The 26456-nt window shown below is 69.3% G+C and carries 27 protein-coding genes; 6 read left to right on the top strand and 21 right to left on the bottom strand.

Translation table 11 applies throughout. The features are described 5' to 3' along the window. Positions 1-14 precede the first annotated feature (14 nt). The 13 genes from MICNX66_RS15610 to MICNX66_RS15670 form a co-directional block, all read right to left on the bottom strand. Positions 15-1100, bottom strand: coding sequence for a mandelate racemase/muconate lactonizing enzyme family protein (locus MICNX66_RS15610; RefSeq protein WP_187662634.1), 1086 nt, complete (start codon positions 1098-1100; stop codon positions 15-17). Between the two features lie 42 nt (positions 1101-1142). Continuing rightward, positions 1143-1997, bottom strand: a complete 855-nt coding sequence (locus MICNX66_RS15615) for a carbohydrate ABC transporter permease (protein ID WP_187662635.1) — start codon at positions 1995-1997, stop codon at positions 1143-1145. Continuing rightward, a complete protein-coding gene (locus tag MICNX66_RS15620; protein WP_187662636.1) occupies positions 1994-2947 on the bottom strand; it encodes a carbohydrate ABC transporter permease in 954 nt (317 codons plus the stop codon). The genes MICNX66_RS15615 and MICNX66_RS15620 overlap by 4 nt, the downstream gene beginning before the upstream one ends. Positions 2948-2955: 8 nt before the next feature. Beyond that, entirely contained in the window at positions 2956-4203 is a 1248-nt protein-coding gene (locus MICNX66_RS15625) for an ABC transporter substrate-binding protein (protein WP_187662637.1), read from the bottom strand. An 87-nt stretch (positions 4204-4290) separates the two neighbouring features. Beyond that, positions 4291-5007, bottom strand: a complete 717-nt coding sequence (locus MICNX66_RS15630) for a FadR/GntR family transcriptional regulator (RefSeq protein ID WP_187662638.1) — start codon at positions 5005-5007, stop codon at positions 4291-4293. 182 nt (positions 5008-5189) lie between these two features. Further along, positions 5190-6059 (bottom strand): dihydrodipicolinate synthase family protein, encoded by an 870-nt coding sequence (locus MICNX66_RS15635; protein WP_187662639.1) that lies wholly within the window; start codon positions 6057-6059, stop codon positions 5190-5192. Continuing rightward, a complete protein-coding gene (locus MICNX66_RS15640) occupies positions 6056-7726 on the bottom strand; it encodes a tripartite tricarboxylate transporter permease (protein ID WP_187662640.1) in 1671 nt (556 codons plus the stop codon). The genes MICNX66_RS15635 and MICNX66_RS15640 overlap by 4 nt, the downstream gene beginning before the upstream one ends. Continuing rightward, complete coding sequence (locus MICNX66_RS15645; RefSeq protein WP_187662641.1) at positions 7723-8262, bottom strand: tripartite tricarboxylate transporter TctB family protein; 540 nt, start codon at positions 8260-8262, stop codon at positions 7723-7725. Before MICNX66_RS15645 ends, MICNX66_RS15640 begins: the two co-directional genes overlap by 4 nt. Before the next feature lie 59 nt (positions 8263-8321). Continuing rightward, complete coding sequence (locus MICNX66_RS15650) at positions 8322-9281, bottom strand: tripartite tricarboxylate transporter substrate binding protein (protein WP_232089118.1); 960 nt, start codon at positions 9279-9281, stop codon at positions 8322-8324. A 93-nt stretch (positions 9282-9374) separates the two neighbouring features. Continuing rightward, positions 9375-10160 (bottom strand): class I SAM-dependent methyltransferase, encoded by a 786-nt coding sequence (locus MICNX66_RS15655; protein WP_187662643.1) that lies wholly within the window; start codon positions 10158-10160, stop codon positions 9375-9377. Between the two features lie 100 nt (positions 10161-10260). Beyond that, positions 10261-11625: an extracellular solute-binding protein gene (locus tag MICNX66_RS15660; protein WP_144881801.1), complete on the bottom strand. Its 1365-nt coding sequence runs from the start codon at positions 11623-11625 to the stop codon at positions 10261-10263. A 26-nt stretch (positions 11626-11651) separates the two neighbouring features. Next, positions 11652-12605, bottom strand: coding sequence for a carbohydrate ABC transporter permease (locus tag MICNX66_RS15665; RefSeq protein ID WP_187662644.1), 954 nt, complete (start codon positions 12603-12605; stop codon positions 11652-11654). Next, positions 12605-13525 carry a carbohydrate ABC transporter permease gene (locus MICNX66_RS15670; RefSeq protein WP_187662645.1) on the bottom strand — a complete coding sequence of 307 codons (921 nt, stop codon included), beginning with the start codon at positions 13523-13525 and terminating at the stop codon, positions 12605-12607. The genes MICNX66_RS15665 and MICNX66_RS15670 overlap by 1 nt, the downstream gene beginning before the upstream one ends. Positions 13526-13723: 198 nt before the next feature. Between MICNX66_RS15670 and MICNX66_RS15675 the strand changes: the two genes are divergently transcribed. The 4 genes from MICNX66_RS15675 to MICNX66_RS15690 are packed head-to-tail and all read left to right on the top strand — an operon-like array spanning position 13724 to position 17576. Continuing rightward, a complete protein-coding gene (locus MICNX66_RS15675; RefSeq protein WP_187662646.1) occupies positions 13724-14878 on the top strand; it encodes a PP2C family protein-serine/threonine phosphatase in 1155 nt (384 codons plus the stop codon). Then, a complete protein-coding gene (locus MICNX66_RS15680) occupies positions 14875-16839 on the top strand; it encodes a glycosyltransferase family 2 protein (RefSeq protein WP_187662647.1) in 1965 nt (654 codons plus the stop codon). Before MICNX66_RS15675 ends, MICNX66_RS15680 begins: the two co-directional genes overlap by 4 nt. Continuing rightward, positions 16823-17155: an STAS domain-containing protein gene (locus MICNX66_RS15685; protein WP_187662648.1), complete on the top strand. Its 333-nt coding sequence runs from the start codon at positions 16823-16825 to the stop codon at positions 17153-17155. Before MICNX66_RS15680 ends, MICNX66_RS15685 begins: the two co-directional genes overlap by 17 nt. Continuing rightward, complete coding sequence (locus tag MICNX66_RS15690) at positions 17145-17576, top strand: ATP-binding protein (RefSeq protein WP_187662649.1); 432 nt, start codon at positions 17145-17147, stop codon at positions 17574-17576. The genes MICNX66_RS15685 and MICNX66_RS15690 overlap by 11 nt, the downstream gene beginning before the upstream one ends. Before the next feature lie 4 nt (positions 17577-17580). Here MICNX66_RS15690 and MICNX66_RS15695 read toward each other — a convergent pair whose 3' ends face one another. From MICNX66_RS15695 to MICNX66_RS15725, 7 genes are all read right to left on the bottom strand, one after another. Then, entirely contained in the window at positions 17581-18024 is a 444-nt protein-coding gene (locus MICNX66_RS15695; RefSeq protein ID WP_187662650.1) for a DoxX family protein, read from the bottom strand. Positions 18025-18148: 124 nt separating this feature from the next. Then, a complete protein-coding gene (locus MICNX66_RS15700) occupies positions 18149-18808 on the bottom strand; it encodes a GntR family transcriptional regulator (protein WP_187662651.1) in 660 nt (219 codons plus the stop codon). A 47-nt stretch (positions 18809-18855) separates the two neighbouring features. Continuing rightward, entirely contained in the window at positions 18856-19269 is a 414-nt protein-coding gene (locus tag MICNX66_RS15705) for a heat shock protein transcriptional repressor HspR (protein WP_187662652.1), read from the bottom strand. A 94-nt stretch (positions 19270-19363) separates the two neighbouring features. Continuing rightward, a complete protein-coding gene (locus tag MICNX66_RS15710; RefSeq protein WP_187662653.1) occupies positions 19364-20347 on the bottom strand; it encodes a DnaJ C-terminal domain-containing protein in 984 nt (327 codons plus the stop codon). Positions 20348-20354: 7 nt separating this feature from the next. Continuing rightward, the gene (locus MICNX66_RS15715; protein WP_071329295.1) at positions 20355-20999 is read right to left on the bottom strand and encodes a nucleotide exchange factor GrpE; all 645 of its coding nucleotides are present in this window, start codon (positions 20997-20999) and stop codon (positions 20355-20357) included. A 2-nt stretch (positions 21000-21001) separates the two neighbouring features. Then, complete coding sequence (dnaK, locus tag MICNX66_RS15720; RefSeq protein ID WP_187662654.1) at positions 21002-22864, bottom strand: molecular chaperone DnaK; 1863 nt, start codon at positions 22862-22864, stop codon at positions 21002-21004. 150 nt (positions 22865-23014) lie between these two features. Continuing rightward, positions 23015-24451, bottom strand: a complete 1437-nt coding sequence (locus MICNX66_RS15725) for an HNH endonuclease signature motif containing protein (RefSeq protein WP_232089119.1) — start codon at positions 24449-24451, stop codon at positions 23015-23017. Here MICNX66_RS15725 and MICNX66_RS15730 point away from each other — a divergent pair. Then, complete coding sequence (locus MICNX66_RS15730; RefSeq protein WP_187662655.1) at positions 24450-25253, top strand: MerR family transcriptional regulator; 804 nt, start codon at positions 24450-24452, stop codon at positions 25251-25253. The genes MICNX66_RS15725 and MICNX66_RS15730 overlap by 2 nt on opposite strands. A gap of 32 nt (positions 25254-25285) precedes the next feature. Next, a complete protein-coding gene (locus tag MICNX66_RS15735; protein WP_187662656.1) occupies positions 25286-25894 on the top strand; it encodes an HAD-IA family hydrolase in 609 nt (202 codons plus the stop codon). Between the two features lie 41 nt (positions 25895-25935). Here the strand turns inward: MICNX66_RS15735 and MICNX66_RS15740 are convergent, their stop codons facing one another. After that, the gene (locus tag MICNX66_RS15740) at positions 25936-26397 is read right to left on the bottom strand and encodes a DUF3817 domain-containing protein (protein ID WP_187662657.1); all 462 of its coding nucleotides are present in this window, start codon (positions 26395-26397) and stop codon (positions 25936-25938) included. Positions 26398-26456: the final 59 nt, after the last annotated feature.

The following is a 26456-nucleotide window of genomic DNA, read 5'->3' on the forward strand; positions in this document are numbered from 1 at the left end:
GTCGTTCGTCTCCCTCAGCTCACCGCGTGCCGCGCGAGGTTCTCGCGGTCGTACTCCAGGCCGTTCCCCGGCGCTCCGGTCGGGACGAAGAACCCGTTCTGCGGCCGCTGCGGCACGATGACGCCGAGGTCGGTGAGCGTGCCGCCGTCCGTCATCTCGCCGAACAGGGCGTTGGGCACCGCGCAGAGCACGTTGGCCGTGAGCTCCATCACGAAGTGCGGCGTCATGGGGGCGTTGTACGCCCGGCCCAGGGCGGCGATGTCCATATAGGGCGTGATGCCGCCGACACGACCGACGTCGGCCTGGATGAAGTCGCACGCGTCGGCGAGGAGGTACTGGTTGAACTGCTGGAGCGTGTAGACGTTCTCGCCCAGGCCGATCGGGATCGGAGAGCGCGCCCGGAGGCGGGCGTGCGAGGCGACGTCGTCCACGCGCAGCGGCTCCTCGACCCAGTACAGGTTGAGGTCGCGGAACCGGGTGACCGCCCGGACCGCCTCTCCGTAGGTCCATCCCTGGTTGGCGTCGACCATGAGCGGGTACTCGCCGACGGCCTCGCGGATCTTGGTGAGCCGGTAGACGTCCTCCTCGAGGTCCGGCTTGCCGACCTTGACCTTCCCGGCGGCGTACCCGTCGGCCTTCCACTCCTTGACCTGCTCGACGACCTCCTCGGCGGACAGGTTGAGATTGATGCCGCTGCCGTACAGCGCGACCCGGTCGCGCACCTGCCCGAGGAGCTTCGCGAGCGGCTGCTGGTAGTGCAGCCCCAGCAGATCCCACAGCGCCACGTCGATCGCGGCGAGCGCGAGCGTGGTGGTCCCGCCGGGGCCGTTGTCGCGGAGATGCTGCCAGGAGTGCTGCCAGACGGCTCGCGGATTGACCTCACGGCCGATGAGCGTCGGGATGAGCTCGCGCAGCGCCGCCATCATCATCTGGCCGCCGACGCCGGAGGTGTGGCTGAACCCGGTGCCGACCAGGCCGGTGTCGGTGGTGATGTCGGCGAGGACGATCTCGATGTGGGTCACCCGATGGATCTGGTCCCCCCACGGCCCCTTGGGGAGGGGGATGCGGGAGAGCTGGAGGTCGATCGATTCGATTTTCATGCGTGGTCCTTCCGGGACGACGAGGAGGGGTCGGAGGGGGCGTCAGCCCTTGACGGCGCCGGCGGCGAGTCCGGCGACGAGGCGCTTCTGCACGAGGAGGAAGCCGACGACGACGGGGAGCACCGAGAGCACGCCGCCCGCGGTGAGCAGATCCCACCGGATCTGGTACTCGCCGATGAACAGGTGCAGGCCGACCGGCAGGGTGCGGGTCGCCGTCTGCGAGGTGAACGTGAGGGCGTAGAGGAACTCGTTCCAGGTGAGGATGAACGCGTAGGTTCCCGCCGCCACCATCCCCGGCCGCAGCAGGGGCAGCAGCAGGATGCGGATGATCTGCCAGGACGAGGCCCCGTCGATCTGGCCGGCCTCCTCGATCTCGCGCGGGATCGAGTCCGCGAAGCCCTTGAGCAGCCAGGTGGCGAACGGCGTGGCGAACGCGGCGTGGACCAGTGCGAGGCCCAGCGTCGTGTCCATCAGCCCCATCCCGCGGAGCTGCCCCTGCAGCGAGATCACGAGCAGGACGGCGGGGAACATCTGTGCGAGCAGCAGCCCGATCATGACGGCCCCGCGGCCGCGGAAGTCGAACCGCGACATCGCGATCGCGGCGCCGGTGGAGACGACGAGGGTCACCGGGACGGCGATCGCGGCGACGGTGAGGCTGTTCCGCAGATAGGTCAGGAACGGCGTGGTCGACAGCAGCTCGGCGTAGGAGGCGGTCGTGAACTCCGAGGGGATGAGGTTCGCTCCGGCGCCGGCGAGCTGATCCCGGGGCGTGAGCGACGTCAGCAGCATGACGATGTACGGCCCGAGCACCATCGCGAGGACGCCGAGGAGGGCGATCGCGAAGCCGGTCCTTCCCGCGAAGCGGCCGAAGCGGACGGGGACGGTCGTCGTACTCATCGCGTGGTGTCCTTCCGGGTGAGGCGCACGTAGAGCGCGATGAAGACGGCGAGGAACAGGGCCTGGATGACGGCGTACGCCGCGCCGGCACCGAAGTCGCTGGCCTTGTAGGTCGTCAGATACGACTCGAGCGCCAGCGTCGTCGAGGACGTGCCCGGCCCGCCGCCGGTGAGGATGAAGATGAGGTCGACGTAGTTCGAGGTCCAGATCAGGCGCAGGAGCGTCGTGATGAGGATCGTCGGGAGGATGGCGGGCAGCACGACGTGACGGAACACGCCGACCGGCCCGCATCCGTCGATCTGCGCGGACTCCTTGAGCTCGCCGGACACGCTCTGCAGCGCCGCGAGGATCATGATCGCGAAGAGCGGGATGCCCTGCCAGACGTCGATCATCACGAGGGTCGGCAGCGCGGTGCTGTTCTGCGACAGGAACTCGATCGGGGCGTCGATGACCCCGGCGTTCAGCAGCCACTGATTGAGGACGCCGTTGTTCGGATCGAGGATCCACTTCCACATCAGCGCGACCAGGACGCTGGGCGTCGCCCACGGGATCATGATCAGCCCGCGGTACACGCCCCGCAGCGGGAAGCGGTTGTTCAGCATGAGCGCGAGCGACAGCCCGCCGATCAGCTGGAGGGAGACGGCGCCGAACGTCCAGATGGCCGTGCGGCCGAGCGTGGGCAGGAACTCCGCCGTGCCGATGACACTGGCGAAGTTCTGGAACCCGACGAACTCGAGCACGCCGGTGAAGACGCTCACGTCGTTGAACGAGAACCAGATCGAGCGGACGAGCGGATACCCGGCGAAGACCGCGACCAGCGCGATCGCCGGCGCGAGCAGGACGAGCGGGGCGACCGACCCGCGGCGAGCGCGCTGCCGGGGCCGGGTCACCGGCCGGCGCGGGGCCGGCCGGCCGGTGACGACCGCTTCCGTGAGAGTGGAGCTTGCCATGTCGGCCCTCAGCGCAGCACGTCGGACATCTTCGTCAGCACGTCCTGGCTGCTGATCTCACCCTGGAACGCCTGCTGGATGAGCGGGTTCCACTCCTTGGCGGCGAGCTCCGCCACCCCCTCCAGCGCCGGCCAGGTCTTGGCGGTGGGGATCGCGTCGACCGCGACCGCGAGCTGCGGGTCGGACGAGTACGCCTCGGTGTCGATCACCGACTCGAGCACGGGCAGCTGGCCCTGCGGCGAGGCGGAGATCTTCTCCATCTGCGCCTCCTCGCTCAGCCAGGAGATCCAGGTCCACGCGGCGTCCTTCTTGTCGGAGCCCTCGAGGATGACGTTGCCGCTCATGCTGCCGAGTGTCGCGCCCGGCTTCCCGTCCTCCGTGGGGATCGGGACGACGCCGAGCTTGTCGCCGAAGACGCCCTGCAGCTCCTTCAGGGAACCCGGGTGGTGGATCATCATGCCGGTGAGACCCTCGACGAAGTTCGTCTTGACGTCGGCGAAGGCGGCCGTGATCGATCCGGGGGGCGCGGCCTGCAGGTCGGTGACGATGCTGAGGTAGTCCTCGTTCACCGCGACGCCCTTCGCGTCGTCCAGGACGACCTCGCCGGAGTCGTCGACGACCGACGCGCCGCCGGCGTACATCCATGCGAGCCACTGGTCCTGTCCGCCCGCACCGCCGCGGACGTCGATGCCGTACCGGCCGTCGCCGGTGAGGGCCGCCGCCGCGTCGAGGAGGTCCTGCTGGGTGCGCGGCGCCTCGAGCCCGAGCTCCTCGAAGTAGTCCACGCGGTAGTAGAGGTAGAGCGTCGTGTACTGGTGCGGCAGCATGTAGACGGCGTCCTCGCCGGGCAGCTGCCCCGTCGCCCAGAGCGAGTCGACGACGTCGTCCGAGGCGTCCCAGCCGTCGACGTACGGGGTGAGGTCGGCGATGGCGCCCTGCGGCGCGAACTGCCCGAGCCACCAGTCCTTGCTGCGGGCGGCGTCCGGTCCGGTGCCGTTCATCGCAGAGGACACGAGCTGGTTCTGGTACTGGTCGAGGGGGATCGTCTCCAGCACGACCTCCACCTCGTCCTGCGCGTCGTTGAACTCGTCCGCGAGCTCCGTCCAGGTGGGGTCGGTCGCGTCGTCCTGCCAGAGCCAGTAGGTGATCTCGACGGGACCGTCGCCCTCGCCCGTCGGGGCGCCTCCGGCGCAGCCGGCGGTGAGGGCGACCACGCCGAGGACGGCCAATCCGGGGAGGAATCGGGTGGATCTCATGATGCGTACTCCTTCGTCGATCAGATGAGGGTTGTGCGAAATCGATTTCAAAACGGGTGCGGCAGAACGCGCCGGTGCGGGGAGGGGTCAGACCGGCAGCGCGGCCGTGGTGCCGAAGTCGATGTCCGGGTAGCGGTTGCGGACGCCGTAGAAGTGGGCGTCGAGCTCGTGGACGGCTCGGCGGGTGTCGCCGGCCTCGATCGCGTCGATGATGCGACCGTGCATCGCGGCGATGGCGGGGTCCTCCTCCACGGGCTCCTCCCGTCGCGCGGCCGCGAAGACGACCCAGAAGGATTGCAGGAACTGGTCCACGAACGCATTGCGCATCGGCGCGAGCAGCCCGCGGTGGAACTGCTGGTCGAGCTCCGCGAAGCTCTCGTTGCGCAGGGCTCGCTCCACCATCTCCTCCGAGAGCAGACGCAGGCGGGTCAGGTCGCTCGGCTGCAGGCGCGGGATGACCAGGGGAAGCAGCGAAGTCTCCAGCGCGTGACGCACTTCCAGGAGCTCGCGGGTGGCGGCCTCCGGGTCGTCGACGAAGCCGATCCAGCGGGTGGCGAGATCGGCGGCACGGAACCCGCGCCACACGCGGCGCGCGCCCTGCCGAGAGGCCACGATGCCGAACGCTTCGAGCACGCTGAGGGCCTCGCGGATGCGCTGCCGTCCCACCTCCAGCACGGCGCCGAGTTCGGCCTCGGTGGGCAGCGGGTCGCCGATCTCCAGCCCGGAGCGCTGCAGGTGCTGAGCCAGACGTCGAGCGAGCGCGTCTGACAAGTCGGACCCGGTGATCTCGATCTTGTCTGACATGTCCCGTTCGCTCCTTCGCGACATCGGCGGAATTTCCGCTCCTGAGCCTAGACACTTTCCCTGCGTGTCGTCAAGTAGGCTCCTGACTGCGCTCACTTGTCGGACAAGTAAAAGCGAGCCCATGCAGAAATGCCGCGACCCGAAGGCCGCGGCATCCCGCCCGTGTAGGTCCCGGAGTCGTGTCAGCGGTGCGTGGCCACCACCTGTGCGACGGCGGCCCGCTCGTCGGCGGAGGGTTCGGAGATGGCCATGCGGCAATGAGTGTCCACGACGTCGAGCACGCGGTACGCCTCCTTCATGCGCCCCATGTCGCCGCCGATGAGCGCGACGACGTCGTCGACTGCTGCCTGTGCCGCCGCGATGGCCTCGGCATCTCCGGAGCGTCCGGCATCGGCGAGGGCGCGGAAGGGCTTCGGCGTCACGGAGGAGACGCCCGAGACGACACCCTGCGCCCCCGCCCCGACGGCCGCGATGAGGTCGCGGTCGGCGCCGGTGTAGAGCTCGAAGCCCGTCGGCACGTCCGCACGATAGGCCGCGATGTCGTCGAGCGACAGCTCGCTCACCTTCGCTCCCACCACGTTCGGAAGCGCGGCGATGCGCACGAGCAGCTCCGGCGAGACCGGGTTCCCGCTACGCGCGGGGTAGATGTAGACGTACAGGCGCCCGTCGCCCACCGCCGCCGAGACGGCACGGTAGTAGTCGAGGATCGCATCGTCCGTGGCACGCAGGTAATAGGGGGTGAGGGCCGCGAACTCCGTGGCCCCGAGCTCCTTCGCGATGCCGACCAGACGCACGGCCTCGAACGTGCTCGGCTGCCCGACGTGCACGATGACGCGCATCCGGCCGGCCAGCTCCTCCAGCGCGGCGGCCACGAGCGCCCGGAACTCGTCCGCGTCCACAGCGGGGAACTCGCCCGTGGTGCCGAGGATGAAGGCGCCCTCGTTCCCCGAGTCGGCCACGAATCGGAAGATCGCACGCGACCCCTCGAGGTCGAGGGTCCCGTCGCGGTGGAACGCGGTCGGGACGGCGGTCAGGATGTCGTAGCGGGTCACTTCTCGGTCTCCTCGGGGGTCGTGCTCTGGCGGTTCTTGCGGTCGGCGCGTCCCCGGCGCGCACCGGCGTGGACGTTGCGGACGGTGGAGGTGAGCAGGTCGGGCTGCGCCGCGAGCTCGTCGTGCGCCTTCTCGATCTGCACGATGCTGTCGGTGTGGAGGATCGAGTCCTCCAACGAGGCCCGCTCGGCGCGGGGCGTGCGGGCGGCGCGGATCGCGGGCATCACGATCGACAGCACCGCGAGCGCGAGCAGCACGAGGGCGATCGGGCTGACGACCTCGAAGATCGGCCGCGTCGGCAGGATCGCCAGCGTGCGGGCGAGGTTCTCCTCGGCGAGCGGACCGAGCAGCAGGCCGAGCACCACGGGTCCTGCCGGGACCTGCATGCGCTTGAGCAGCACGCCGATCACCCCGAAGACGAGCATCGTGACGACCGTCGACAGGCTGTTCGAGGTGGCGTAGGTGCCGATGATGCAGAAGATGAGGATGCCGCTCCACAGATACGGCTGCGGCACGTCGAGCAGCTTGACCATGCCCTTCATCCGCACGAGGCTCAGCGCGAGCGACAGGAGGGTCGCGACGAGCATGATGCCGACGATCGAGACGACGAGGTCGGGGCGGTTGGTGAACAGCGTGGGCCCGGGGGTGATGCCCCAGATGATCATCGAGCCGATCATGACCGCCATCACGGAGTCGCCGGGGATGCCGAGCGCCATCGTGGTGGTGAGCGAGCCGCCGAGCGTGGCGCTGGAGGCGGTGTCGGACGCGGCGACGCCCTCGATCGACCCCTTTCCGAACATCTCCGGGTGCTTCGACGCCTTCCGCGCCCGCTCCCAGCCGATGAGCCCGGCGATGTCGCCGCCGGCCGCGGGGATGAGGCCGACGCCGAGGCCGACCGCCCCGCCGACCGCGGTGGCCCGTCCGCTCTGCTTCAGCTCGGCGCGGTTCGGCCACCACCGGCCGAGGCTCGAGATCGGTCGGACGTGCGACTTCCGGTGCGTGAGGAGCTGATCGAACAGCTCGGCGATGCCGAAGAGACCGATGATGACGGCGATGAAGTTCACGCCCTCGACGAGTTCCAGCACGCCGAACGTGAAGCGCTGGTCGGCGGTGGCCGCGTAGGTGCCGACGCTGCCGAGCATCAGCCCGAAGAGACCGGCCAGGATGCCCTTGAGCATCGACTTCGACGAGATGCCGATCATGATCGCGATGCCGAAGACGACGAGCGCGAACAGCTCGGGCGACTTGAAGTAGTCCCGGGCGAAGCTGGCGATCGGCACGGCGGCGACCGAGAAGAGCACGAGCGAGGCGAGGATGCCGACGGCCGACACGATCGCGGAGATCGTCAGCGCCAGACCGGCCCTGCCCTGCTTCGCCATGGGATAGCCGTCGAGGGTGGTGGCGATGGAGGCGGGTGTCCCCGGGGTGTTGATGAGGATGGACGGCACCCGGTCGCCGAAGTTCGCCGCGACGTAGATCGTCAGGAGCACCGCGAGGCCCTGCACGGGCTCCAGGGTCATGGTGAAGCCGGCGGCGAGTGCGACGGCCATGGTCGCGGTGATGCCGGGGAAGGCGCCGACCATGAAGCCGAGCACGAGGCCGACTGCCATGTACAGCAGGATCGAGATGTCGAGGAGCGAGTTCAGCCCCTCCAGGAGCGCGTTCACAGGGGGATCCTCAGGAGCATGCCGAAGACGACGTAGACGAATGCCGTGACGGCGGCGGAGTAGATGACGAGGCTCAGCCAGCGGCGGTGGCCGTAGAGGAGCATCAGTGCGGCCATGAGCAGAGCACAGGCGATCGGGAAGACCTCGATCCGGTAGCCGAAGAGGATGACCGAGCCGAGGGACCACAGCGCGATGAAGGCGCCGGCGATCGCGATCGTCGCGATCACCCGGAGGACGCCGCCCGGCTGGATGCGCTCGAGATCCTCACGCGTGGGTGCCGGTCGCGTGATCGCCACGGCGAGCAGGGCGATCGCGATCGCGACGCCGGTCACGCCGATGACGAGCGGCCAGAAGCGGGCGTCGATCTGTCCGGGGGCGGCCTCGCGGCGCAGCGGGATCTGCGTGGCGAGGAAAAGGTAGCCGGCGGTGATCGCGAGGGCGACGGCGGCGAACGCGATCTCGAGGGGACGGGAGGCGGTCGCTCCCTCGTAGCCGCCCGGCGCGACCGGCTCGGCCGCGGTGTCGGGGCTGGTCATGGTGCTCCTTCGTCGGAGGACCCGGTGGGGTCGGCGCGTGCCGACCCCACCGGAGGTGTTCAGCCCAGGAGGTCCTGGAACAGGGCGAACTGGTCGTCGACGAACCCGGTCCACTCCTCGGAGTCGCGGTAGACCACGAGGTTGCCGGCGTCGGCCTGGAACTTCTGGTAGCTCTCGGACTCCACGGCCTCCTTGACGGCGGCTTCGAGGGCGTCGTGCACGTCGTCCGGCAGTCCGGCCGGTGCGTAGATGCCGCCCCAGCCGCCGAAGACGACCTCTTCGCCGATGGCCTCCTCGACCGTCTCGACATCCTCCGCGTCGGGGTGACGCTCGTCGTTCATGACCGCGAGGATGCGGACGGCCTCGCCCTGCGCGAGCGCCTCGCCGAGTCCGGAGACGGCGGCGACGGTCTCACCGGACGCGGCGGCCGCGACCGCCGTGGCGCCGCCGTCGTAGGGGACGGGAGTGAAGTCGGCGTCGGTCGCCTGGCCGAGGCCGAGGGTGGCGGCCTCCCAGATCGAGCCGGCACCGGAGTTCGCGACCGTGACCGCGCCGGACTTCGCCTGCGTCACGAGGTCGTCGAGGGTCTCGATGCCGCTGTTGGCACCCACCGTGATGACCCCGGGAGCGAGCATGATCTGGCCGAGCAGGTCGAAGTCGTCGGGCAGCACGTCGGCGCTCTGGGTCGTGTTGAGCATCGCGATCTCGACGGGCGCGAAGCCGATGACGTAGCCGTCGGGATCCTGCGAGCCGACGTACTCCATCGCGAGCGCTCCCGCGGCACCGGGCATGTTCTCCGGGATCACGCTGACACCGAGGATCTTCTCGACCTCGGTGGCGAGCGCGCGGGACGACAGGTCGGAGCCGCCGCCGGGATTGGCCTGGATGATCAGCCGGATGTCGTCCTCGGGATAGGTCGAGGCGGCCCCCTCGCTCTCGTCGACCTTCGTGCAGGCCGACAGCACCAGAGCGGTGGCGGCGAGGGCGGCGAAGGCAGCGGCCGCCCGAGTGATGCGCATGCGGGGCATCTTTGCTCCTCTACGTGGGTCGACCGTGTTGTCGACACCGCGAGGCTACCAGTGTTGACTGTTAACAGTCAACACTGCGGAGCGTCACCGCACCCGGCTCACGACCAGGAGGTGCGGGCTGAGCTCCCGGATTCCGGGAACGGTGCTCCCGGCTCGCGCCAGCAGGAGAGCCGCCTGTGTGAGCGCCGTCTCCTCCGCAGGCATCTCCTCCAGCAGCAGCCCGCCGGGCCCTTCGACGCCATGGACCTCCACAACGTCGAGTCCGGCGGCGGCGGCCTCCTCGGCGAGCGAATCCGCCGTGTGGAAGTGCCCGGCAGGGAAGCGACCTCGCGAGGAGGGCGCCCCGTGCTCCAGCAGTGCGCCGTGTTCATCGTCGAGGTGGAGGTCGGTCACGCCCAGCGCGAGCTGACCGAATCCGACGAATCGCGAGAGGCCTGCCGCGAACACCCAGCCGCCGGATCGCACCACCCGTGCGGCCTCGCCGAGCGCCTGGAGGCGGTCCGCGCGATCCGCCAGGTGGTACAGCGGACCGAGGAGAAGAGCGGCATCGAAGCTGTCCGCGGTGAACGGCAACGAGCGCGCGTCCCCTACACGAGCATCCACGCCCCGCTGCGCCGCGCTGTGGACGTGCCCGCGCACCGGGTCGACGAGGATGACCTGATGGCCACGGGCCAGGAGCGACCGCGCATGGACGCCCGCCCCGCCTCCGACATCGATGACGCGACCCTCGGGGAGGTGCGCGGCGATCAGCTCCTGGATGCGCTGGTGCTCCAGAGGTCCTTGCGCCGAGCGGGTCGTCAACCGCGCCGATTCGTCGAACTGGTCCTCGTAGTAGTCGCGGATCCGCTCATCGAGCTCACGCTGGTCCATGGTCGACCTCCGATCGGTAGGCCTCCATCATCCACGCCGACCCGATCCGTCGACGAGCGCCAGGCGGACATGGCCGCCTGGCGCTCTGCCCCTCCGGGGTCTAGCCGGCCGTGGCGTTCTCGTACGCCCGCATCGCCGCCTCCTGCGCCTCCTTCAGCGCGTCCTCGGGAGACTTGTCCCCGAGCAGCGCTGCGGTGATCGCGTTGTTGAGTTCGTTCTGGATCTCCTGGCCCGCGGGCGAGGAACCGAAGGACTGTCCGTAGTCCACCACGTCGTAGTAGGTCGAGATGACCTGGTCGAAGCCGGCGTTGCCGCTGTCCGTCACGAAGGTCTCACGGATCGACTGATCGGCGGACGGCGATCCGGTGAAGAGCCCGGTGTTGATACCGCCATCGGTCTTCAGCGTCTCGGCACGGGCCTCGCCCGCCGCGTTCCAGGCGTCGTCCGAGGTGAGGTTCACCATCCAGGCGCACGCCGCCGCGGGGTTCTCCGCCCCGGCCGGGATCACGAACGCGGTGCCGGACGCGACCGAGAACGGCTCCCCGTCGGCATTCCGGAACGGCACAGCCTCGAGGTCGATCTGGTCGGCGTAGGGGCTCAGCACGTTCGGATACCACTGCGCGTTCACCTGCGCGCCGACCTGCTGGGCGACGAACTGGTTCTGGTCGCCGAAGGCGTCGAACGAGTCGGTGAAGCTCTTGACGGCCGCGAAGCCGCCCTGCGCGTCGGTGATCTGCTTGAGCATCTCGATGCCGGCCACGTTGCTGGGGTCGTCCAGGGTGGGCGCGCCCTTCTCATCGTTGAGCTGGCCGCCCATGCCGAGAATCCACAGCCCGGCCTGGCCCGTCGCGACGGGGTCGAACCCGAGCCGCGTGGGCACGCCGCCGGACTCCTGGTACATCTTCTCGATCGCGCCGAGCAGCACGTCGGGCTTGGAGGTGTCGATCTCGTCCGCCGTCACCCCCGCCTCGTCGAGCACGGCCTTGTTCAGCAGGATCGCCGGCGGCTGGTAGAACTGCGGCACCGCCCACACGGCATCGTCGTAGGTGACGTCGTCGACGACGAAGGGGTACCAGTGGTCCCGCGGCGAGACGTCCTGGGCGGCGAAGCACTCGTCGAGCGGCATGATGAGGTCCTGCGCGGCATACGTGGTCACGTACCGGCGGTCCATCTGCACGACGTCGGGCACGTCGCCGCTCGCGATCCGCGTGGTGAACTTCTGCGCGTCGAAGGCCGTCGCGTCGAGGTCGACCTCGACGTCCTTCAGCTGCTCGGCGGCGTAGTCCATGCGCGAGGTGCCGACGTCGTCGGCGTTCTCGAAGCCCCACGCTTTGAGCGTGCCGCTCGGCTCCGCGCCGAAGTCGGCGTCGGCCGCCTGGTCGTCTCCCCCTCCGCCGCCGCACCCGGCGAGGACGAGGACGGATGCCGCGGCGACCGCGGTGATTCCCAGCATGCGTGTGCGCATGACTGCTCCTTTCGATCTGTGGTTCGTCATCCCTTGCGCCCCTGGGTGGCGACGCCCTCGATGAAGGCACGCTGCCCGAAGGCGAAGAGGATGAGCATGGGGAGGGTCACCAGGAGGGAGGCGACCATGACGTACTGGTAATCACCGTGACCGCCCGCCGTGGGGCTGTACTTGGTCATCGCGTAGGCGATGCCGAGCGGCGCGGTGAACTCGTCCACCGACCCGGCGTTGAGGTAGATGAGAGCGGCCTGCAGGTTGTTCCAGCTCGCCTGGAACTCGAACAGGAACACGATGACGAACGACGGTATCGACAGCGGCATCGCGATCCGCCAGAAGAGGCCCCAGGCGCTGGCCCCGTCGAGCCGCGCCGCCTCGAACAGCTCCCGAGGAAGGCCGAGGAAGAACTGCCGCTGCAGGAAGATGTAGAAGGCCGAGCCGAACAGGTTCATGCCCCACAGCGGCACCCAGGTGCCGAGGAGTCCGGTCTCCTTCCAGATGAGGTAGATCGGGATCATCGTCACCGCGCCGGGGAGCATCATCGTCGCGAGCACGAGGCCGAACAGCAGCCCGCGCCCCGGGAAGCGGAAGTAGGCGAAGCCGAACGCCACGATCGAGCTGGAGATCGCCACGGCACCGGCGGCGAGCAGCGCGATGGCGATGCTGTTGCCCATCCAGTTCAGCAGCGGGAGCTGATTCCACACCTCGACGTAGTTCTCCGGCACGAACGTCTTCGGGATGAGGGCGTTGTCGAACACCTCCCCCCGCGGCTTGAAGCTGGCAGCGATGAGCCACGCGAAGGGGTACAGGAACAGCAGCGCGAACAGCACGAGGATGATGTTCAGCACGATCCGGGCGACGAGGCTCTTCGGCTGTCGCAGGCGCCGTCGCCAGCGCGACCGGGCCGGGGCGGGAGCCGCGACGGCCTCCGGGAGGTCGTCCCCGGTGGCCTCGACGGGGACCTGACGCAGGGTCTGGGACATCAGCGGTCTCCCTCGTAGTAGACGAAGCGGTTGCCGACCTTCACCTGGATGAGCGTGATGATCATGATGATGACGAAGAGCAGCCACGCCATCGCCGCCGCGAAACCGAAGTTGAACTGCCGGAAGGCCTGTTGGAACAGGTAGATCGCGTAGAAGAGCGACGCCTCAGGAGACGAGTTGCTCTGATCCCGCCAGAACAGCAGATACGCCTGATCGAAGATCTGGAAGGCGGCGATCGAGAGCACGATGACGTTGAAGAACATGGCCCCCGAGATCATCGGCAGGGTGATCGAGAAGAACTTCCTGATCGGTCCCGCCCCGTCGAGCGAGGCCACCTCGTACAGCTCGACCGGCACGTTCTTGAGGGCGGCCAGGAAGATCACCATGGTTCCCGCGACGGTCCACAGCGTCATGATCACGATGCTCGGCTTGACCCACGCGGGGTCGACGAGCCACTGGGGCCCCTGGATGCCGAACAGTCGGAGGAACTGGTTGATCGCCCCGGAGTTGCCGTTCAGGAGGAGGAAGAACACGGCCGCCGTGGCGACGGCCGGGGTCATCTTCGGCAGGTAGTAGAGCACGCGGAAGAATCCCGCACCTCGCCCGACCCGGTTGAGCAGCAGCGCGAGGACGAGCGCGAACACGATCTCCAGCGGCACCGCCATCACCACGTAGAACAGCGTGTTGGCGAGCGAGACGCCCACCCGCGGGTCCTCGAAGAGGTTGGCGTAGTTGTCGATGCCGACCGGGCGCGCGCTGTTCGTGGCGAGGTTGTAGCTGCTGAACGAGATGTACAGGCTGTAGACCATCGCGCCGGCCGTGAAGATGAGGAATCCGATGAGCCATGGCGAGATGAAGAGATAGCCGGCGAGGGCTTCTCGGCGGTTGTACCGGTCCCGCTGGCGGGTCTTGAGCGGCATCCACCTGCCTCCTTTCCGAGGACGCGCAGACACGGCGCTCTGGTCCTGGCGCGATGGTAGATCCGGAGAAGCGGTTCTCCGCGGGGCTTGCGCAGAACCGTTTCCTGTGGTTCACCTGAATGCCGCCGGACGGCCTGGCGCCCCGGGAGCGGTTCCTCCCTAGGATGAGGGGAATAAACACGGAGGAGGGCCGGGGGAATGTTCGACGAGCGACGGCGACAGGCAGCGCTCGAGGAACTGGGGATCCTTGACACGCCACCCGATGAGCGGGTGGATCGGGTGGCACGACTGGCGAAGGAGATGTTCGGCGTGCCGATGGTCAGCGTCTCGCTGATCGATCGCGACCGGCAGTGGCGCAAATCGCAGATCGGCCTCGGGGGGAACGAGGCACCGCGACAGGATTCGTTCTGCGACTACACCGTGTCGCAGAACCGGACGGTGGTGGTGGAGGATGCGAGCACGACCGACCTCTTCGCCGAGAATCCGTTCGTGACCGGCGACCCGCACCTGCGCTTCTACGCGGCCCATCCGCTGCACGCGCCGGGAGGGGAGCCGGTCGGGACGCTGTGCGTGCTCGACACCGAGCCGCACACGTTCACCGACGCCCAGCAGGACCTCCTGCGCGACCTCGCGTTCTGGGTGCAGACGGAGCTGGCACAGGACGCCGACGTCGACCACGCCGCCGTGGTACAGCGAGCGCTGCGCCCCCGGGCGCACCCGGAGATCGCCGGGTACACGATCGCCGCCGGTGCCGCCCCGCGGGGAACGCTCGCCGGGGACTACTACGACTTCTCGCGCCACGGCGAGGCCCTGCGGGTGACCCTGGCCGATGCCATGGGCAAGGGCACGGGGCCGGCGTTGGTCGCGGCCACGGTTCGGGCGTCCCTGCGCACGGCGCCGGAGCGCTCGCTGTCCGACGCCGTGATCGAGGTGGACCGCCTGCTCGAGGACGATCTCGCGGACACGTCGATGTTCGTCACGGCGGTCGTCGCCGAGCTGCGGCCGGAGACGGGAGAGCTCGAGGTCATCGACGCGGGCCACAGCCTCGCGTTCGTCGTCCGCGCAGACGGGTCGTGGACGCCCCTGCGCTCCACGAACCTGCCCTTGGGCATGGGGATGGGCCTCGCCGACCCCCGGGTCCCGGTGACGACGCGGCTCGAGGTGGGGGACGCCTTCATCTGCTGCAGCGACGGTCTCCTCGACGTCCTCGACGCCGACGACCCGTTCGGCCACGTGGAGCGGGTGCTCACCGCGATGGGACCGGACGGCGCCGTGCGCGAGGCCCTGCGACTCGCGAACGATGAGCGCGCCACCGACGACATCACCGTCGTGGTCGTGCGGAGGGACGCGTGACCGCCCGGTTCGCGACCATCCGCGTCCTCGCGCTGCTGTCGGTCCTGCTCGGCGTGAACTACGTCGCCTGGCGCTGGCTGGAGTCGGTGAACTGGTCGGCCTGGTGGATCGCGGTGCCGCTCGTGATCGCCGAGACGTACAGCCTCATCGACACGTTCCTCTTCTGCCTGACGATGTGGCGCGCGAAGGAGCGTCCGGCGCCGGTGTCGCCTCCGCAGGGCACCGTCGACGTGTTCATCACCACCTACGACGAGCCGATCGAGCTCGTCATGACCACCGCGAAGGCGGCGAAGCGGATCGCCTACCCGCACTCGACCTGGATCCTCGACGACGGCTCGCGCCCCGAGCTCGAAGCCGAAGCCCGGGCCGCCGGCGTCGGCTATCTCACGCGTTCCGAGGACTGGACGGGCAAGCCCCGGCACGCCAAGGCGGGCAATCTCAACAGCGCCCTCTTCCAGACCGACGGCGAGTTCCTCCTCATCCTCGACGCCGACCAGGTGCCGGACCCGCTGATCCTGCACCGCACGCTCGGCTACTTCGCCGATGATCCCGAGGTCGCCCTCGTGCAGACGCCGCAATGGTTCGTGAACGTCGACGAGGCCGACCCGCTCGGCAGCCAGGCGCCCCTCTTCTACGGGCCGATCCAGCAGGGGAAGGACGGCTGGAACGCGGCCTTCTTCTGCGGCTCGAACGCCGTGCTCCGCCGCGAAGCACTGATGCAGCTCGGCATCGTCGGCTACGTGCGGAACGTGACCGACTCCGCCGCGCGGGCCCTCAAGACGTCCGAGGCCCTCATCGCCCGCGAGGCCGAGGCGGCGACCGACCCGGCGCTCGCCACCGAGCTCGGCGCGCTCCGCATCGCGATCGCACGCGGACGCAAGGAGCTCGCCGCGGGCGAGTCGGTCGCCGAGGTGGCCGCCCGCGTGGGGGAAGCCGTCGACAGCGCCTCCCGCATCCTCGTCGCCCACGACCTCGAGGGCATCCGTGCCGACCTCGCAGTGATCGAGTCCCTGCCGGTGCAGCAGGACGCGGAGCTCGGGCAGGTGATCGTGGACGAGGCCGGACTCGACGCGCTCGCCGCGTCCGACCTCTCCCCCCTCACCGCCGTCGAGGCCGTCCGCGGACTGCTCGATGCGCTCCGCCTCGACCGTGCGGATGAGGCGCAGCCGATCCTCCCCCTCGCCACGATCTCGGTGACCGAGGACATGGCCACGGCGATGCAGCTCCACGCCCTCGGCTGGAAGAGCGTCTACCACCACGAGATCCTGGCGCACGGGCTCGCCCCGGAAGACCTCCGGACGATGCTCACGCAGCGGCTGCGGTGGGCCCAGGGGACGCTGCAGGTCATGCTGCGCGACAACCCCCTGGCCAAGCGAGGACTCTCGGTGGGGCAGCGCCTCATGTACTTCGCGACGATGTGGAGCTACCTCTCGGGCTTCGCCGCGATCGTCTACCTCGCCGCCCCGGTGATCTATCTCGTGTTCGGCGTGCTCCCCGTCACCGCCTGGTCGGTCGACTTCTTCGCGCGCTTCCTGCCGTACTTCCTCGTCAATCAGGCGCTGTTCCTCGTGGTCGCGAAGGGGGTGAAGACCTGGCGAGGTCAGCAGTACTCGCTTGCGCTGTTCCCCGTGTGGATCCGCGCGTGCTGGACGGCCTTCGCCAACGTGGTGCTCGGCCGACCGCTCTCCTTCGCCGTGACCAGGAAGGACGGCCGCGATCCTCGGGGCATCCCGTGGCGCGAGATCTGGCCGCAGCTCACCGCCATGGTCGTCCTCGTGATCGCCCTCATGATCGGGGTCGCCCGGGTCATCGTCGGCACCGGCGACGGCACCGGCACCCTCGTCAACACCGCCTGGGTTCTGTACGACCTGGTCGTCCTCAGCGTCATCATCCAGGCGGCACGCTACCGCGGTCCGGCCGCGAAGGTCCTCGAGAAGGAGTCGAATGAACGTCAGCACTGACACCAGGGACGGCTATGCCGTCGTCACGATCACGGGCCGCCTGACCGCCTCGGGAGCGCCGTTGCTGCGCAACGCGGTGAGCGACCTCGTCGCCGCGGGGCAGCCGCGCATCGCGATCGATCTGAGCGGCACCGAGTTCGTCGACTCCTCCGGTCTCGGCGCCCTCGTCGGCGGCCTCAAGAGCGCCCGCGTGGCCGGCGGCGATCTGCGCATCGCCGCCGTTCCCGAGGCCGTGCGCACCGTCCTCCACCTCACCAACCTGGATCGCGTGCTCCGCGACTACCCGACGCCGGAATCGGCGTTCGATGGACGCTGACATCCGGGCCTTCCACATCGACGGGCCCGCCGGGCTCGCCCTCGTCGACCGCGCCCTCGACGAGCTCGACCGGCTGTGGCCGCTGGCTCCGGAGGTACCTGCCCAGGATCAGGTGCTGTTCACCCTGGCGCTGAGCGAGGTCACGACCAACGTCGCCCAGCACAATGAGCACGCGGACGTCGTGCTGAGCATCGACGTCCGCGTGACGGCGGAGGAGCTGCGCGCCTACATCCGCGACACCGCCCCGCCGGCACCGATCGACTGGGACGCCGTGTCGATGCCGGGCGAGGAGGCGGAGAGCGGACGCGGGCTCGCGCTGTCGCAGGCCGCGCTCGACGAGTTCACCCACACGGTCACCGATCTCGGCAACACCTGGGTCCTCGTCCGGCGCGTGGATCCCGCGCGCGAGGCGGGCGACTGACCGGTCAGGCGAGCCAGGCCGGCGCGCGCCCGCGGAGGGCCGCGGCGTCGATGGAGTAGCGCCCGGCGCCGGTGAGCGCGAGCGCGAGAGCCGCGGCGCCGAGCACGGCGACGAACTCGTAGCCGCCGGCCGTCACCCACAGGCCGGCGGGCAGGTGCACGAGCACGAGTGCCACCAGCATGTCGACGGCGAGGAGGATGCCGACCGGGCGCGTCAGCAGGCCGAGGATCAGCAGGATCCCGCCGATGAGCTCGAGGAAGGCGACGACGGGTGCGGCGATCTCGGCGAGCGGGACCCCCATGCCGGCGAAGCTGCCGATGGTGCCGGGGATCGTGAACTCGAAGATCTTCTGAGCGCCGTGGGCGGCGAAGATCGCGCCGACGACGATGCGCAGGACGAGGAGTCCGAGCGACGAGGCGGAGGTGGCGGAGGCTGTGGTGTTCGTCATGAGGAGGTTCTTCCTTCGTGGCAGGACACCCGCGCGGGCGCGGACCAGGGCTCTTGCCCTGGCCCCCACGGTAGGAACCGTTCTTTTCCGTCCGCTGAACGCCTCGGCGCCGGCGGACGCAGGCTCAGCGGGAGCCGACCTCGTGGAGCATCCGCTCCCGGGCGCCGTCGAGGTGAGCCGAGAGGACCGCGGCGGCGTCCTCCGGGGCTCCCGTGCGCATGACGTCGAGCAGCGTCACGTGATCGTCCGACGACTCGTGCAGGTCCTCGTCGTGGTTGATCGTGACCTCGAGGAGGGCCGTGAAGGTCGGGAGGTACTGGTTCCAGGCACCCTCCAGCCGGGGGTGATCGGCGAGGGCGTAGATCTGGGAGTGGAAGTCGAGGTCGGCCGTGACGAAGGCCGCATGGTCGCCGGCGTCCGCGGCCTCGGCCATGCGCTGGACGGCGTCGGCCATCGGCTGCCACCGCTCGTCGTCGTCGACCCGCATCGCGCGCGAGAGGGCGAGCTGCTCCAGCGCGCCCCGGAGGCTGTAGAGCTGGTCGACGTCGTCGCTCGTGAGGCCCACGATGTAGACGCCGCGGGGACGCTGCACCTCGACGAGCTTCTCGAAGCTGAGCTGGGTCAGGGCGTCGCGCACGGGGCCGCGGCTGACGGCGAACTCCTCGGCGAGGGCCTCCTCGGTGAGCCGGGCCCCCGGGGCGAGCTCCCCTCGCACGATGCGCTGGCGCAGCACGCGTGCGACCTGCGCTCCGAGCGACTCCCCGCGCGTGACGGTCTGCGTCATGGTGACCTCCTGTTAACAGTTGACAGGATACACACCGGGGTACGCGGTCAGGCTCCGGAGCGCGGACTCCAGAGCACGAGTTCCGTCGAGCGCCGGATGCGGCGGCCGGTCGGCATCGGCACGACCCCCGCGGAGCCGGCGGCGAACACCCGCACGCCGGGGCGGTTCTCCCGCTCGGCACGGAGGGCGCCCTCCAGCGCGAGCACGCGGTCGCGCAGCATCCGGTTCTCGTCCTCCAGGTCGAGGAGACGTGCGATCGCCGGGAGACTGACCCCTTCGGAGGAGAGCTGGGCCACCTCGCGCAGCTGCTCGATGTTGCGGTGCGAGTAACGACGGGATCCGCCGGGCGTCCGACCCGGCACCACGAGGCCGATCCGGTCGTACTGACGGAGGGTCTGGGGGTGCAGGCCGGAGAGCTTGGCGGCTGCGGCGATCGCGAAGACCGGAGTGTCCGCGTCCATCACGCCTTCCTTCCTGGTTTCACGTCAGGCCGTCGCGCCTGGTCAGGCAGCTCCTTCCCGGAACCGCCTGACCCGGCGCGAAAGCCTGTTCTCGTCAACGGCGGGCTTTCGCCATGAGCTCGGCCCGCGGGTTCTCCTGAGGTTCCAGCTCCTGGAACCTCTCGAGGGCCTCGCGCGCGGCGTCGTCGAGGTGCGTCGGAACCGCGACCTGGAGCTCGGCGAGCAGGTCACCGGTCCCCTTCGCGGTCGCGACACCCCGGCCCTTGACGCGGAGCACGCGGCCCGACGGCGTCCCGGGGGCCACACGCAGCTTCACCACGTCGCCGCCGAGCGTCGGGACCTCGATGGTCGCGCCCAGCGTCGCCTCGGTGAAGGTCACGGGGACCACCACGCGGAGGTTGAGGCCGTCCCGCGTGAAGACCGGGTGCGGGCGCACCGTGATCTGCACCACGATGTCCCCGTTCTCCCCGCCATCGGGCGAGGGGCGACCACGGCCGCGCAGCCGGATCTTCTGTCCATCGGCGACACCCGCGGGGATCTTCACCTTGAACGGCTTGCCGTCCTCGCCCTGCAGGGTGATCGTCTCGCCCTGCACAGCGGTGCTGAAGTCCAGCGTGGTGCGGGCCGTGACGTCGGCGCCGCGCTGCGGACCGCCGAAGCCACGGAAGCCGCCGCTCGGCTGCCCGAATCGGCCACCGCCGAACGAGCTGCCCTGGCCCTGGTTGAACATCGCGAAGATGTCCTCGAAGTCGGCGGTCTGGCCGCGCCCCTGCTGTCCGAACCGGCTGAAGACGTCTTCGAACCCGCCGGCGCCCGAGCCGCTCGCCGTGAAGCGAGCGCCCGAACCCATGGCGCGGATCTCGTCGTACTCCTTGCGCTGCTCGGCGTCGGAGAGCACCGAGTATGCCTCGCTGATCTCCTTGAACTTGGCCTCGGCCTTCGCATCGCCCTGATTGGAATCGGGGTGATACTTGCGCGCGAGCTTGCGGTACGTCTTCTTCAGGTCAGCGTCGCTGACGTCCTTCGAGACCCCGAGGGTCTTGTAGAAGTCCTTGTCGAACCAATCCTGGCTGGCCATCGATCACCTACTCCGCAGGGACGGCGACGACGACCTTCGCAGGACGCAGCTCGACCTCGCCGAGGCGGTACCCCACCTCGACGACCTCGAGCACCGTGGTCTTCGAGGTGCCGGGGGTCGGCTGCTGGAAGATCGCCTCGTGACGCTGGGGGTCGAACTCCTCGCCCTTCTCGCCGTAAGCGACCACGCCGAGGCGCTCCACGACCGCGCGCACCTTCTCGGCGATCACGGCGAAGGGGCTGCCCTCGACCAGATCGCCGTGCTGCTCGGCGCGGGCCAGGTCGTCGAGCACGGGGATGAGGCCCTTGGCGGCCTCGCCCTTCGCGCGCTCGATCTCGATCTGGCGCTGCTCCTCGGTGCGGCGGCGGTAGTTCGCGTACTCGGCCTGCAGGCGCTTGAGGTCGGTCAGCAGGGCGTTCTCGGCGTCGGCGATCGCGGCGTCGCCGGCGGCGGCATCCGCGGTCTGGGCGGCGCCGAGGATGTCCTCGACCGTCAGCCCCTCCTCGGTCTCGGCAGCCGCGTCGACCGGAGTCTCGTCGGAGCCCTCGGCGGCCTTCGCCTCGCGGGAGTCCTGGTTCTGCGGCACGGGGCCGGATGCCTGAGCATCCGACCCCTCCGGAACCTCGTTCTCGTCGAAGTTCTTGTCCGTCATGATTACTTCTTCTCGTCCTCGTCGTCGACGACCTCGGCGTCGATGACGTCCTCCTCGGAGGAGGGGGCGTCACCGGTCGGGGCCTCGCCCTCGGCCGAAGCGCCGGCGGCGTCCGCCTGCGAGGAGGCGTAGATCGCCTCGCCGAGCTTCGACTGGGACTGGTTGAGCTTCTCGAACGCGGTCTTCACGGCCTCGTCGTCGTCGCCGGCCAGAGCCGTCTTGAGCGCGTCGACGTCGGCCTTGACCTCGGTCTTCACGTCCTCGGGGAGCTTGTCCTCGTTCTCGGAGATGAGCTTCTCGATCGAGTAGGCGAGGGTCTCCGCCTGGTTGCGGGTCTCCGCGGCCTCACGACGCGCCTTGTCCTCGGCGGCGTGCTCCTCGGCCTCGCGCACCATGCGCTCGATGTCCTCCTTCGACAGCGACGAGCCGCCGGAGATGACGATCGACTTCTCGGTACCGGTGCCCTTGTCCTTCGCGGACACGTGCACGATGCCGTTGGCGTCGATGTCGAAGGTGACCTCGATCTGCGGGATGCCGCGGGGAGCCGGGGCGATGCCCGTCAGCTCGAACGTGCCGAGCGGCTTGTTGTCGCGGGTGAAGTCGCGCTCACCCTGGAAGACCTGGATCGCGACGGACGGCTGGTTGTCGTCGGCCGTGGTGAAGGTCTCGCTCCGCTTGGTCGGGATGGCCGTGTTGCGCTCGATGAGCTTGGTCATCATGCCGCCCTTGGTCTCGATGCCGAGGGAGAGCGGGGTGACATCGATGAGGAGGACGTCCTTGCGCTCGCCCTTGAGGACACCGGCCTGCAGCGCGGCGCCGACGGCGACGACCTCGTCCGGGTTCACGCCCTTGTTGGCCTCCTTGCCGGTCTCGCGCTTGACGAGCTCGGCGACGGCCGGCATACGGGTCGAACCACCCACGAGGACGATGTGGTCGATGTCGGACACCTTGATGCCGGCTTCGCGGATGACGTCCTCGAACGGCTTCTTGGTGCGGTCGAGCAGGTCCTTCGTGAGGTCCTCGAACTTCGCGCGGGTCACGGTCTCGGAGAGTGAGACGGGGCCCGAGTCGGTCAGCGACAGGTACGGGAGGTTGATGCTCGTGGACGTGGAGCTGGAGAGCTCCTTCTTCGCCTGCTCCGCAGCCTCCTTGAGGCGCTGCAGCGCGATCTTGTCACCCGAGACGTCGACGCCCGTGGTCTCCTTGAACTGCTTGATCAGGTAGTCGACGAGGCGCTGGTCCCAGTCGTCACCACCGAGGCGGTTGTCACCGGCAGTGGCGCGCACCTGGATCGTGGAGAAGTCGTCGTCCTTGCCCACCTCGAGGAGGGAGACGTCGAACGTTCCACCACCGAGGTCGAAGACGAGGATGAGCTCGTCCTCCTTGCCCTTGTCGAGGCCGTAGGCGAGGGCCGCGGCGGTCGGCTCGTTGATGATGCGGAGCACGTTGAGGCCCGCGATCTCACCGGCCTCCTTGGTGGCCTGACGCTCGGCGTCGTTGAAGTACGCGGGGACCGTGATGACCGCGTCGGTCACGGTGTCGCCGAGGTAGGACTCGGCATCGCGCTTCAGCTTCTGGAGGATGCGCGCGGAGATCTCCTGCGGCGTCCACTTCTTGCCGTCGACGTCGAAGCTCCAGTCGGTGCCCATGTGGCGCTTGACCGAGGCGATCGTCCGGTCGACGTTGGTGACGGCCTGGCGCTTCGCGGTCTCGCCGACGAGCACCTCCCCGTCCTTGGTGAAGGCGACGACCGAAGGGGTCGTGCGGAAGCCCTCGGCGTTGGCGATGACCTTGGGCTCGCCACCCTCGAGGACGCTGACGACGGAGTTGGTGGTTCCGAGGTCGATACCGACAGCACGTGCCATGTGTTCTCTCCTTTGTTGGGAAGTCTGTAGTGGTCCGAAAACCTGCGGCGATCAGGGAAACCTGAGTCGCGATGGCTCAAGTGTACGCCGGGGCCGGAAGGTTGTCAAATGAACTTGATATGAACAGGCTCAACTTTTCCCGCCGGGCGGTCAGAACGGCGCGTCCGTCGATCCTTCGGCGAAGGTGACGGTGTTCGACGGCGGCGGGCGGTCGATGTAGACCCTCCCCGTCGGACTCGTCCAGGCATAGAGGCCGTCGCCACGCGCCTCGACATGCCAGGCGGACTGATGTTTCAAGACATGATGTCGACGGCACAGATGGCCGAGATTCGAGGCGGACGTCTCCCCGCCCATCGCGGCGTCACGGTGGTGATCGATGTCGCACTCCGCGGGCGGATATCCGCAGCCGGGGAAGCGGCATCGCTGATCTCGGGCCCGCAGGTGGCGTCGCAGTTCCGCGTTCGGGCGATACCGGTCGACGGCGAGGACCGTGCCCGTCACGGGGTGCGTGAGGATGCGATCCCATCCGGAGGCGGCCCCTGCCAGCCTCCGTGCCGTGGCGGGGTCGATCGGGGTGCGCCCGTCGAGTTCCGCCGGCGCCGTTCCCCGACCGAGGAGGGTCATGACGGGGACCGTGATCGCGACCGTGGGGACGATGGCTGCCAGGGTGCCGTCATGATCATCATGGCCGGCCGGCGCACCGGTGAGGAGGAGGTCGAGCGCGAGGTCGGCCCGGGACTGGGCGATGGTTCGCAGGTCCGTCGGGTCGTCGCCGGCCTGCGTGGTCGTGGCCATGGTGGTCAGCCGGTCGAACACGCCGTGCACCAGCGCCGCCGGCCCCAGAAGTCCGAGCTCAGCCATCCCGTCAGGGGCATCCCGTACCCACACGCGCCGCCGCTCACGGGCATCCTCGTGACGGTCCGCGAGGGTATGCGGCTGAAACTCCTCCGCGGCCCGGCGCGCCATGCGCGCGACCCGGTTCGGCGCCTCGCTCTCGGCGAAGGCGATCATCCGCGCGGAGAAGGCGTCGCGATGCGCCTCGTCTTCGAGGTGCGCACCCGCCTCCGCGATGACGCGGGCTTGCTGGGCGGTGACCTGCCCCGCGCCCCATGCACCCCACAGCCGCGGAAAGCGCTCGACGATCCAGACCGCATCGGCCATACGCCGCTGCACCGTCCTGTCGCTCGCCCGCAGCGCGGCAGCGAACTCGGCCGCGACCGTGCGCACGCTCAGATCCGCGCCGTCCGGATGGGCGGCCTGCGCCGCGACCTCCACGGCCAGGCGCGACCCCAGCGCCAGGATCCCGTCCCGCGCGGCCTGCAGTCCATTGATCGACCGCTCGACACCGACGAGCATCTCGGTGAGCGCTCGGAGCGCCTCCACCTGCTCGATCGTCGCGTCCGCCAGTCCTGTCATACCCCGAGTGAAGCAGGGACCACCGACATTGAAACCCCAGTTCAGGTGGAGTAAACGATATGCCGGGATGCAGTGCGCGCCTCGGCGATCACGCCGAGCCCGGTCCGCCTCGATGGCCGCGAGCCGCCATGCTTGACTCTCACACGGTGTCAGACGGGAGAACTGAGACATGTTGTCCATCGGAGCGTTCGCGCAGATCGGCCAGGTGACCCACCGGATGCTCCGGCACTGGGACACGGCCGGGCTGCTCGTCCCCGCCCACGTGGACGAGTTCACCGGCTACCGGTCGTACGATCCGGCGCAGCTCGAGCGTCTGCACCGGATCGTCGCCCTGCGTCAGCTCGGCTTCGGTCTCGACGACATCTCGGCGATCCTCGCCCAGGGCGTCGACGCCGACCGGATCGCGGCGCTTCTGCGCGTCCGGCGCGCCGAGGTGGAGCAGGAGCACCGGCTCGCGGCCGCGCGACTCGTCGATGTGGAACGGCGCCTCCACCTCATCGAGAAGGAGAAGCACATGTCGCAGATCGAGATCGTCCAGAAGCCCCTCCCCGCCGTGCGTCTGGCCGCCGTCCGCTCCGTCGTCGCCGAGCAGCCCGCGGTCGCGGAGGTCGTGGGACCGGCCTTCGACGCCGTGGCAGAGGTCATCGGAGACGAATGCGGCTCTCTCACCACCCCGATCGCCCTGTACCGGACGCAGCCGGACGGGATGGAGGTCATCGCCGGGTACTCGTATACCGGTCCGGCCGCCGACGGGATCGAGATCGTCGAGCTCCCCGCTGAGGAGGACGCGGTCTGCGGGGTGCACCTCGGCTCGATGGAGCGGATCGCCGAGAGCTGGCACGCGATCCACACCGAGGTCGTCGCGCGCGGCCTCATCCATGCCGGGCCCTGTCGGGAGCTGTACGTCCGCGCCGTGGGAGACGACCAGTCGGACTGGGGCACGGAACTCCAGCAGCCCGTCGCGCGCCGCTGACGAGGCGCACGACCTGCGGGCAGGATGGGGGCATGATCCGTGCCGTGCTCTTCGACCTCGACGGGGTCGTCCGTCACTTCCTCCACGACCCCGACCTGGAGGCGCGGCACGGACTTCCGGCCGGGATGATCGCCCGCATCGCGTTCGCGTCACCGTTGATCGACGCGGTCACCACGGGGAACCTCACTCGCGAGGAGTGGATCGTCCGAGTCGGCGAGGCCGCGGGATCCGCAGCCGCCGCGCGGGAATGGGGACGCACACCGTTCGCCGCCGACCCGGACGTGCTCGCGCTCGTCGACGAGCTGCGCTCTCACGGGATGATGTGCGCCATCCTCACGAACGGCACGGACACCATCGCCGAGGAGCTTCACGACAGCGGCATCGCCGCGCACTTCGATCGCGTGTTCAACTCCGCGGACATCGGATACGCCAAGCCGGATGTCCAGGCGTTCCGACACGTGGTCGCCGACCTCGCCATCGCGCCGGAGGAGGTCTTCTTCCTCGACGATTCGCCGGGGAAGCTCAGCGGCGCACGGACGCTCGGCATGACCACGCACCACTACACGGGAGTCTCCGCGTTGCGCACCGCTCTCGACGCCGCCGGCGTTCCCGGCGCGACGGCATCGACGCCGATCCCTTAGGGCGCCACATCCTTCGGGCGTCGCGCCGTTCGGGATCGGGGTCACTTGCCCCCGGGCGGGCCGACCAGCAGGAGGATCACGTACAGCGCGACGATTCCCACGACGAGCAGCACCGCGAGCACCCAGGGGCGACGCAGGAACCAGCGCATCAGGCGGTCGTACCAGCGGTGGTCACGCGGGTCGTCGGACGCGTCGAGACGCCAGTCACCCCGGAGACGACCGGTGCGGTGCAGCCAGATCTCCATCGGGATGGTCGCGTACGGGACGACGGCGCTGACGACCGCGAGCACCCCGACGCCCGGGTGCCACCGCTGGTTGAGCGCGACGAGGACGGCGGTCGCGGCATAGGCGAGGAACACGAACCCGTGGATGCCGCCGCCGACCGTCACCACGACTCCGGGGGCTCCGACGGCCCGGGCGATGATCGCGGCGATGAGGATGGTCCAGGTGATCGCCTCCGCGATCGCGAGGACACGGTACAGGCGGCCAGGGGTGCGGAACACGGAACTCCTCGGGTGGGGTACCCCTCCAGCGTATCCCGCTTCGAATCGCCCACTGTGCC

Origin of the sequence: Microbacterium sp. Nx66 (assembly GCF_904066215.1) — a bacterium.
Lineage (GTDB): Bacteria > Actinomycetota > Actinomycetes > Actinomycetales > Microbacteriaceae > Microbacterium > Microbacterium meiriae.

Coding starts and splice junctions, on each gene's coding strand:
- MICNX66_RS15710 (WP_187662653.1), bottom strand. CDS start 20,347: ATGGCCAGCCAGGATTGGTTCGACAAGGACTTCTACAAGACCCTCGGG.
- MICNX66_RS15670 (WP_187662645.1), bottom strand. CDS start 13,525: ATGCCGCTCAAGACCCGCCAGCGGGACCGGTACAACCGCCGAGAAGCC.
- MICNX66_RS15610 (WP_187662634.1), bottom strand. CDS start 1,100: ATGAAAATCGAATCGATCGACCTCCAGCTCTCCCGCATCCCCCTCCCC.
- MICNX66_RS15735 (WP_187662656.1), top strand. CDS start 25,286: ATGATCCGTGCCGTGCTCTTCGACCTCGACGGGGTCGTCCGTCACTTC.
- MICNX66_RS15675 (WP_187662646.1), top strand. CDS start 13,724: ATGTTCGACGAGCGACGGCGACAGGCAGCGCTCGAGGAACTGGGGATC.
- MICNX66_RS15620 (WP_187662636.1), bottom strand. CDS start 2,947: ATGGCAAGCTCCACTCTCACGGAAGCGGTCGTCACCGGCCGGCCGGCC.
- MICNX66_RS15725 (WP_232089119.1), bottom strand. CDS start 24,451: ATGTCTCAGTTCTCCCGTCTGACACCGTGTGAGAGTCAAGCATGGCGG.
- MICNX66_RS15715 (WP_071329295.1), bottom strand. CDS start 20,999: ATGACGGACAAGAACTTCGACGAGAACGAGGTTCCGGAGGGGTCGGAT.
- MICNX66_RS15655 (WP_187662643.1), bottom strand. CDS start 10,160: ATGGACCAGCGTGAGCTCGATGAGCGGATCCGCGACTACTACGAGGAC.
- MICNX66_RS15650 (WP_232089118.1), bottom strand. CDS start 9,281: ATGCGCATCACTCGGGCGGCCGCTGCCTTCGCCGCCCTCGCCGCCACC.
- MICNX66_RS15695 (WP_187662650.1), bottom strand. CDS start 18,024: ATGACGAACACCACAGCCTCCGCCACCTCCGCCTCGTCGCTCGGACTC.
- MICNX66_RS15645 (WP_187662641.1), bottom strand. CDS start 8,262: ATGACCAGCCCCGACACCGCGGCCGAGCCGGTCGCGCCGGGCGGCTAC.
- MICNX66_RS15615 (WP_187662635.1), bottom strand. CDS start 1,997: ATGAGTACGACGACCGTCCCCGTCCGCTTCGGCCGCTTCGCGGGAAGG.
- MICNX66_RS15665 (WP_187662644.1), bottom strand. CDS start 12,605: ATGTCCCAGACCCTGCGTCAGGTCCCCGTCGAGGCCACCGGGGACGAC.
- MICNX66_RS15630 (WP_187662638.1), bottom strand. CDS start 5,007: ATGTCAGACAAGATCGAGATCACCGGGTCCGACTTGTCAGACGCGCTC.
- MICNX66_RS15705 (WP_187662652.1), bottom strand. CDS start 19,269: ATGGACGCGGACACTCCGGTCTTCGCGATCGCCGCAGCCGCCAAGCTC.
- MICNX66_RS15700 (WP_187662651.1), bottom strand. CDS start 18,808: ATGACGCAGACCGTCACGCGCGGGGAGTCGCTCGGAGCGCAGGTCGCA.
- MICNX66_RS15660 (WP_144881801.1), bottom strand. CDS start 11,625: ATGCGCACACGCATGCTGGGAATCACCGCGGTCGCCGCGGCATCCGTC.
- MICNX66_RS15690 (WP_187662649.1), top strand. CDS start 17,145: ATGGACGCTGACATCCGGGCCTTCCACATCGACGGGCCCGCCGGGCTC.
- MICNX66_RS15685 (WP_187662648.1), top strand. CDS start 16,823: ATGAACGTCAGCACTGACACCAGGGACGGCTATGCCGTCGTCACGATC.
- dnaK (WP_187662654.1), bottom strand. CDS start 22,864: ATGGCACGTGCTGTCGGTATCGACCTCGGAACCACCAACTCCGTCGTC.
- MICNX66_RS15625 (WP_187662637.1), bottom strand. CDS start 4,203: ATGAGATCCACCCGATTCCTCCCCGGATTGGCCGTCCTCGGCGTGGTC.
- MICNX66_RS15730 (WP_187662655.1), top strand. CDS start 24,450: ATGTTGTCCATCGGAGCGTTCGCGCAGATCGGCCAGGTGACCCACCGG.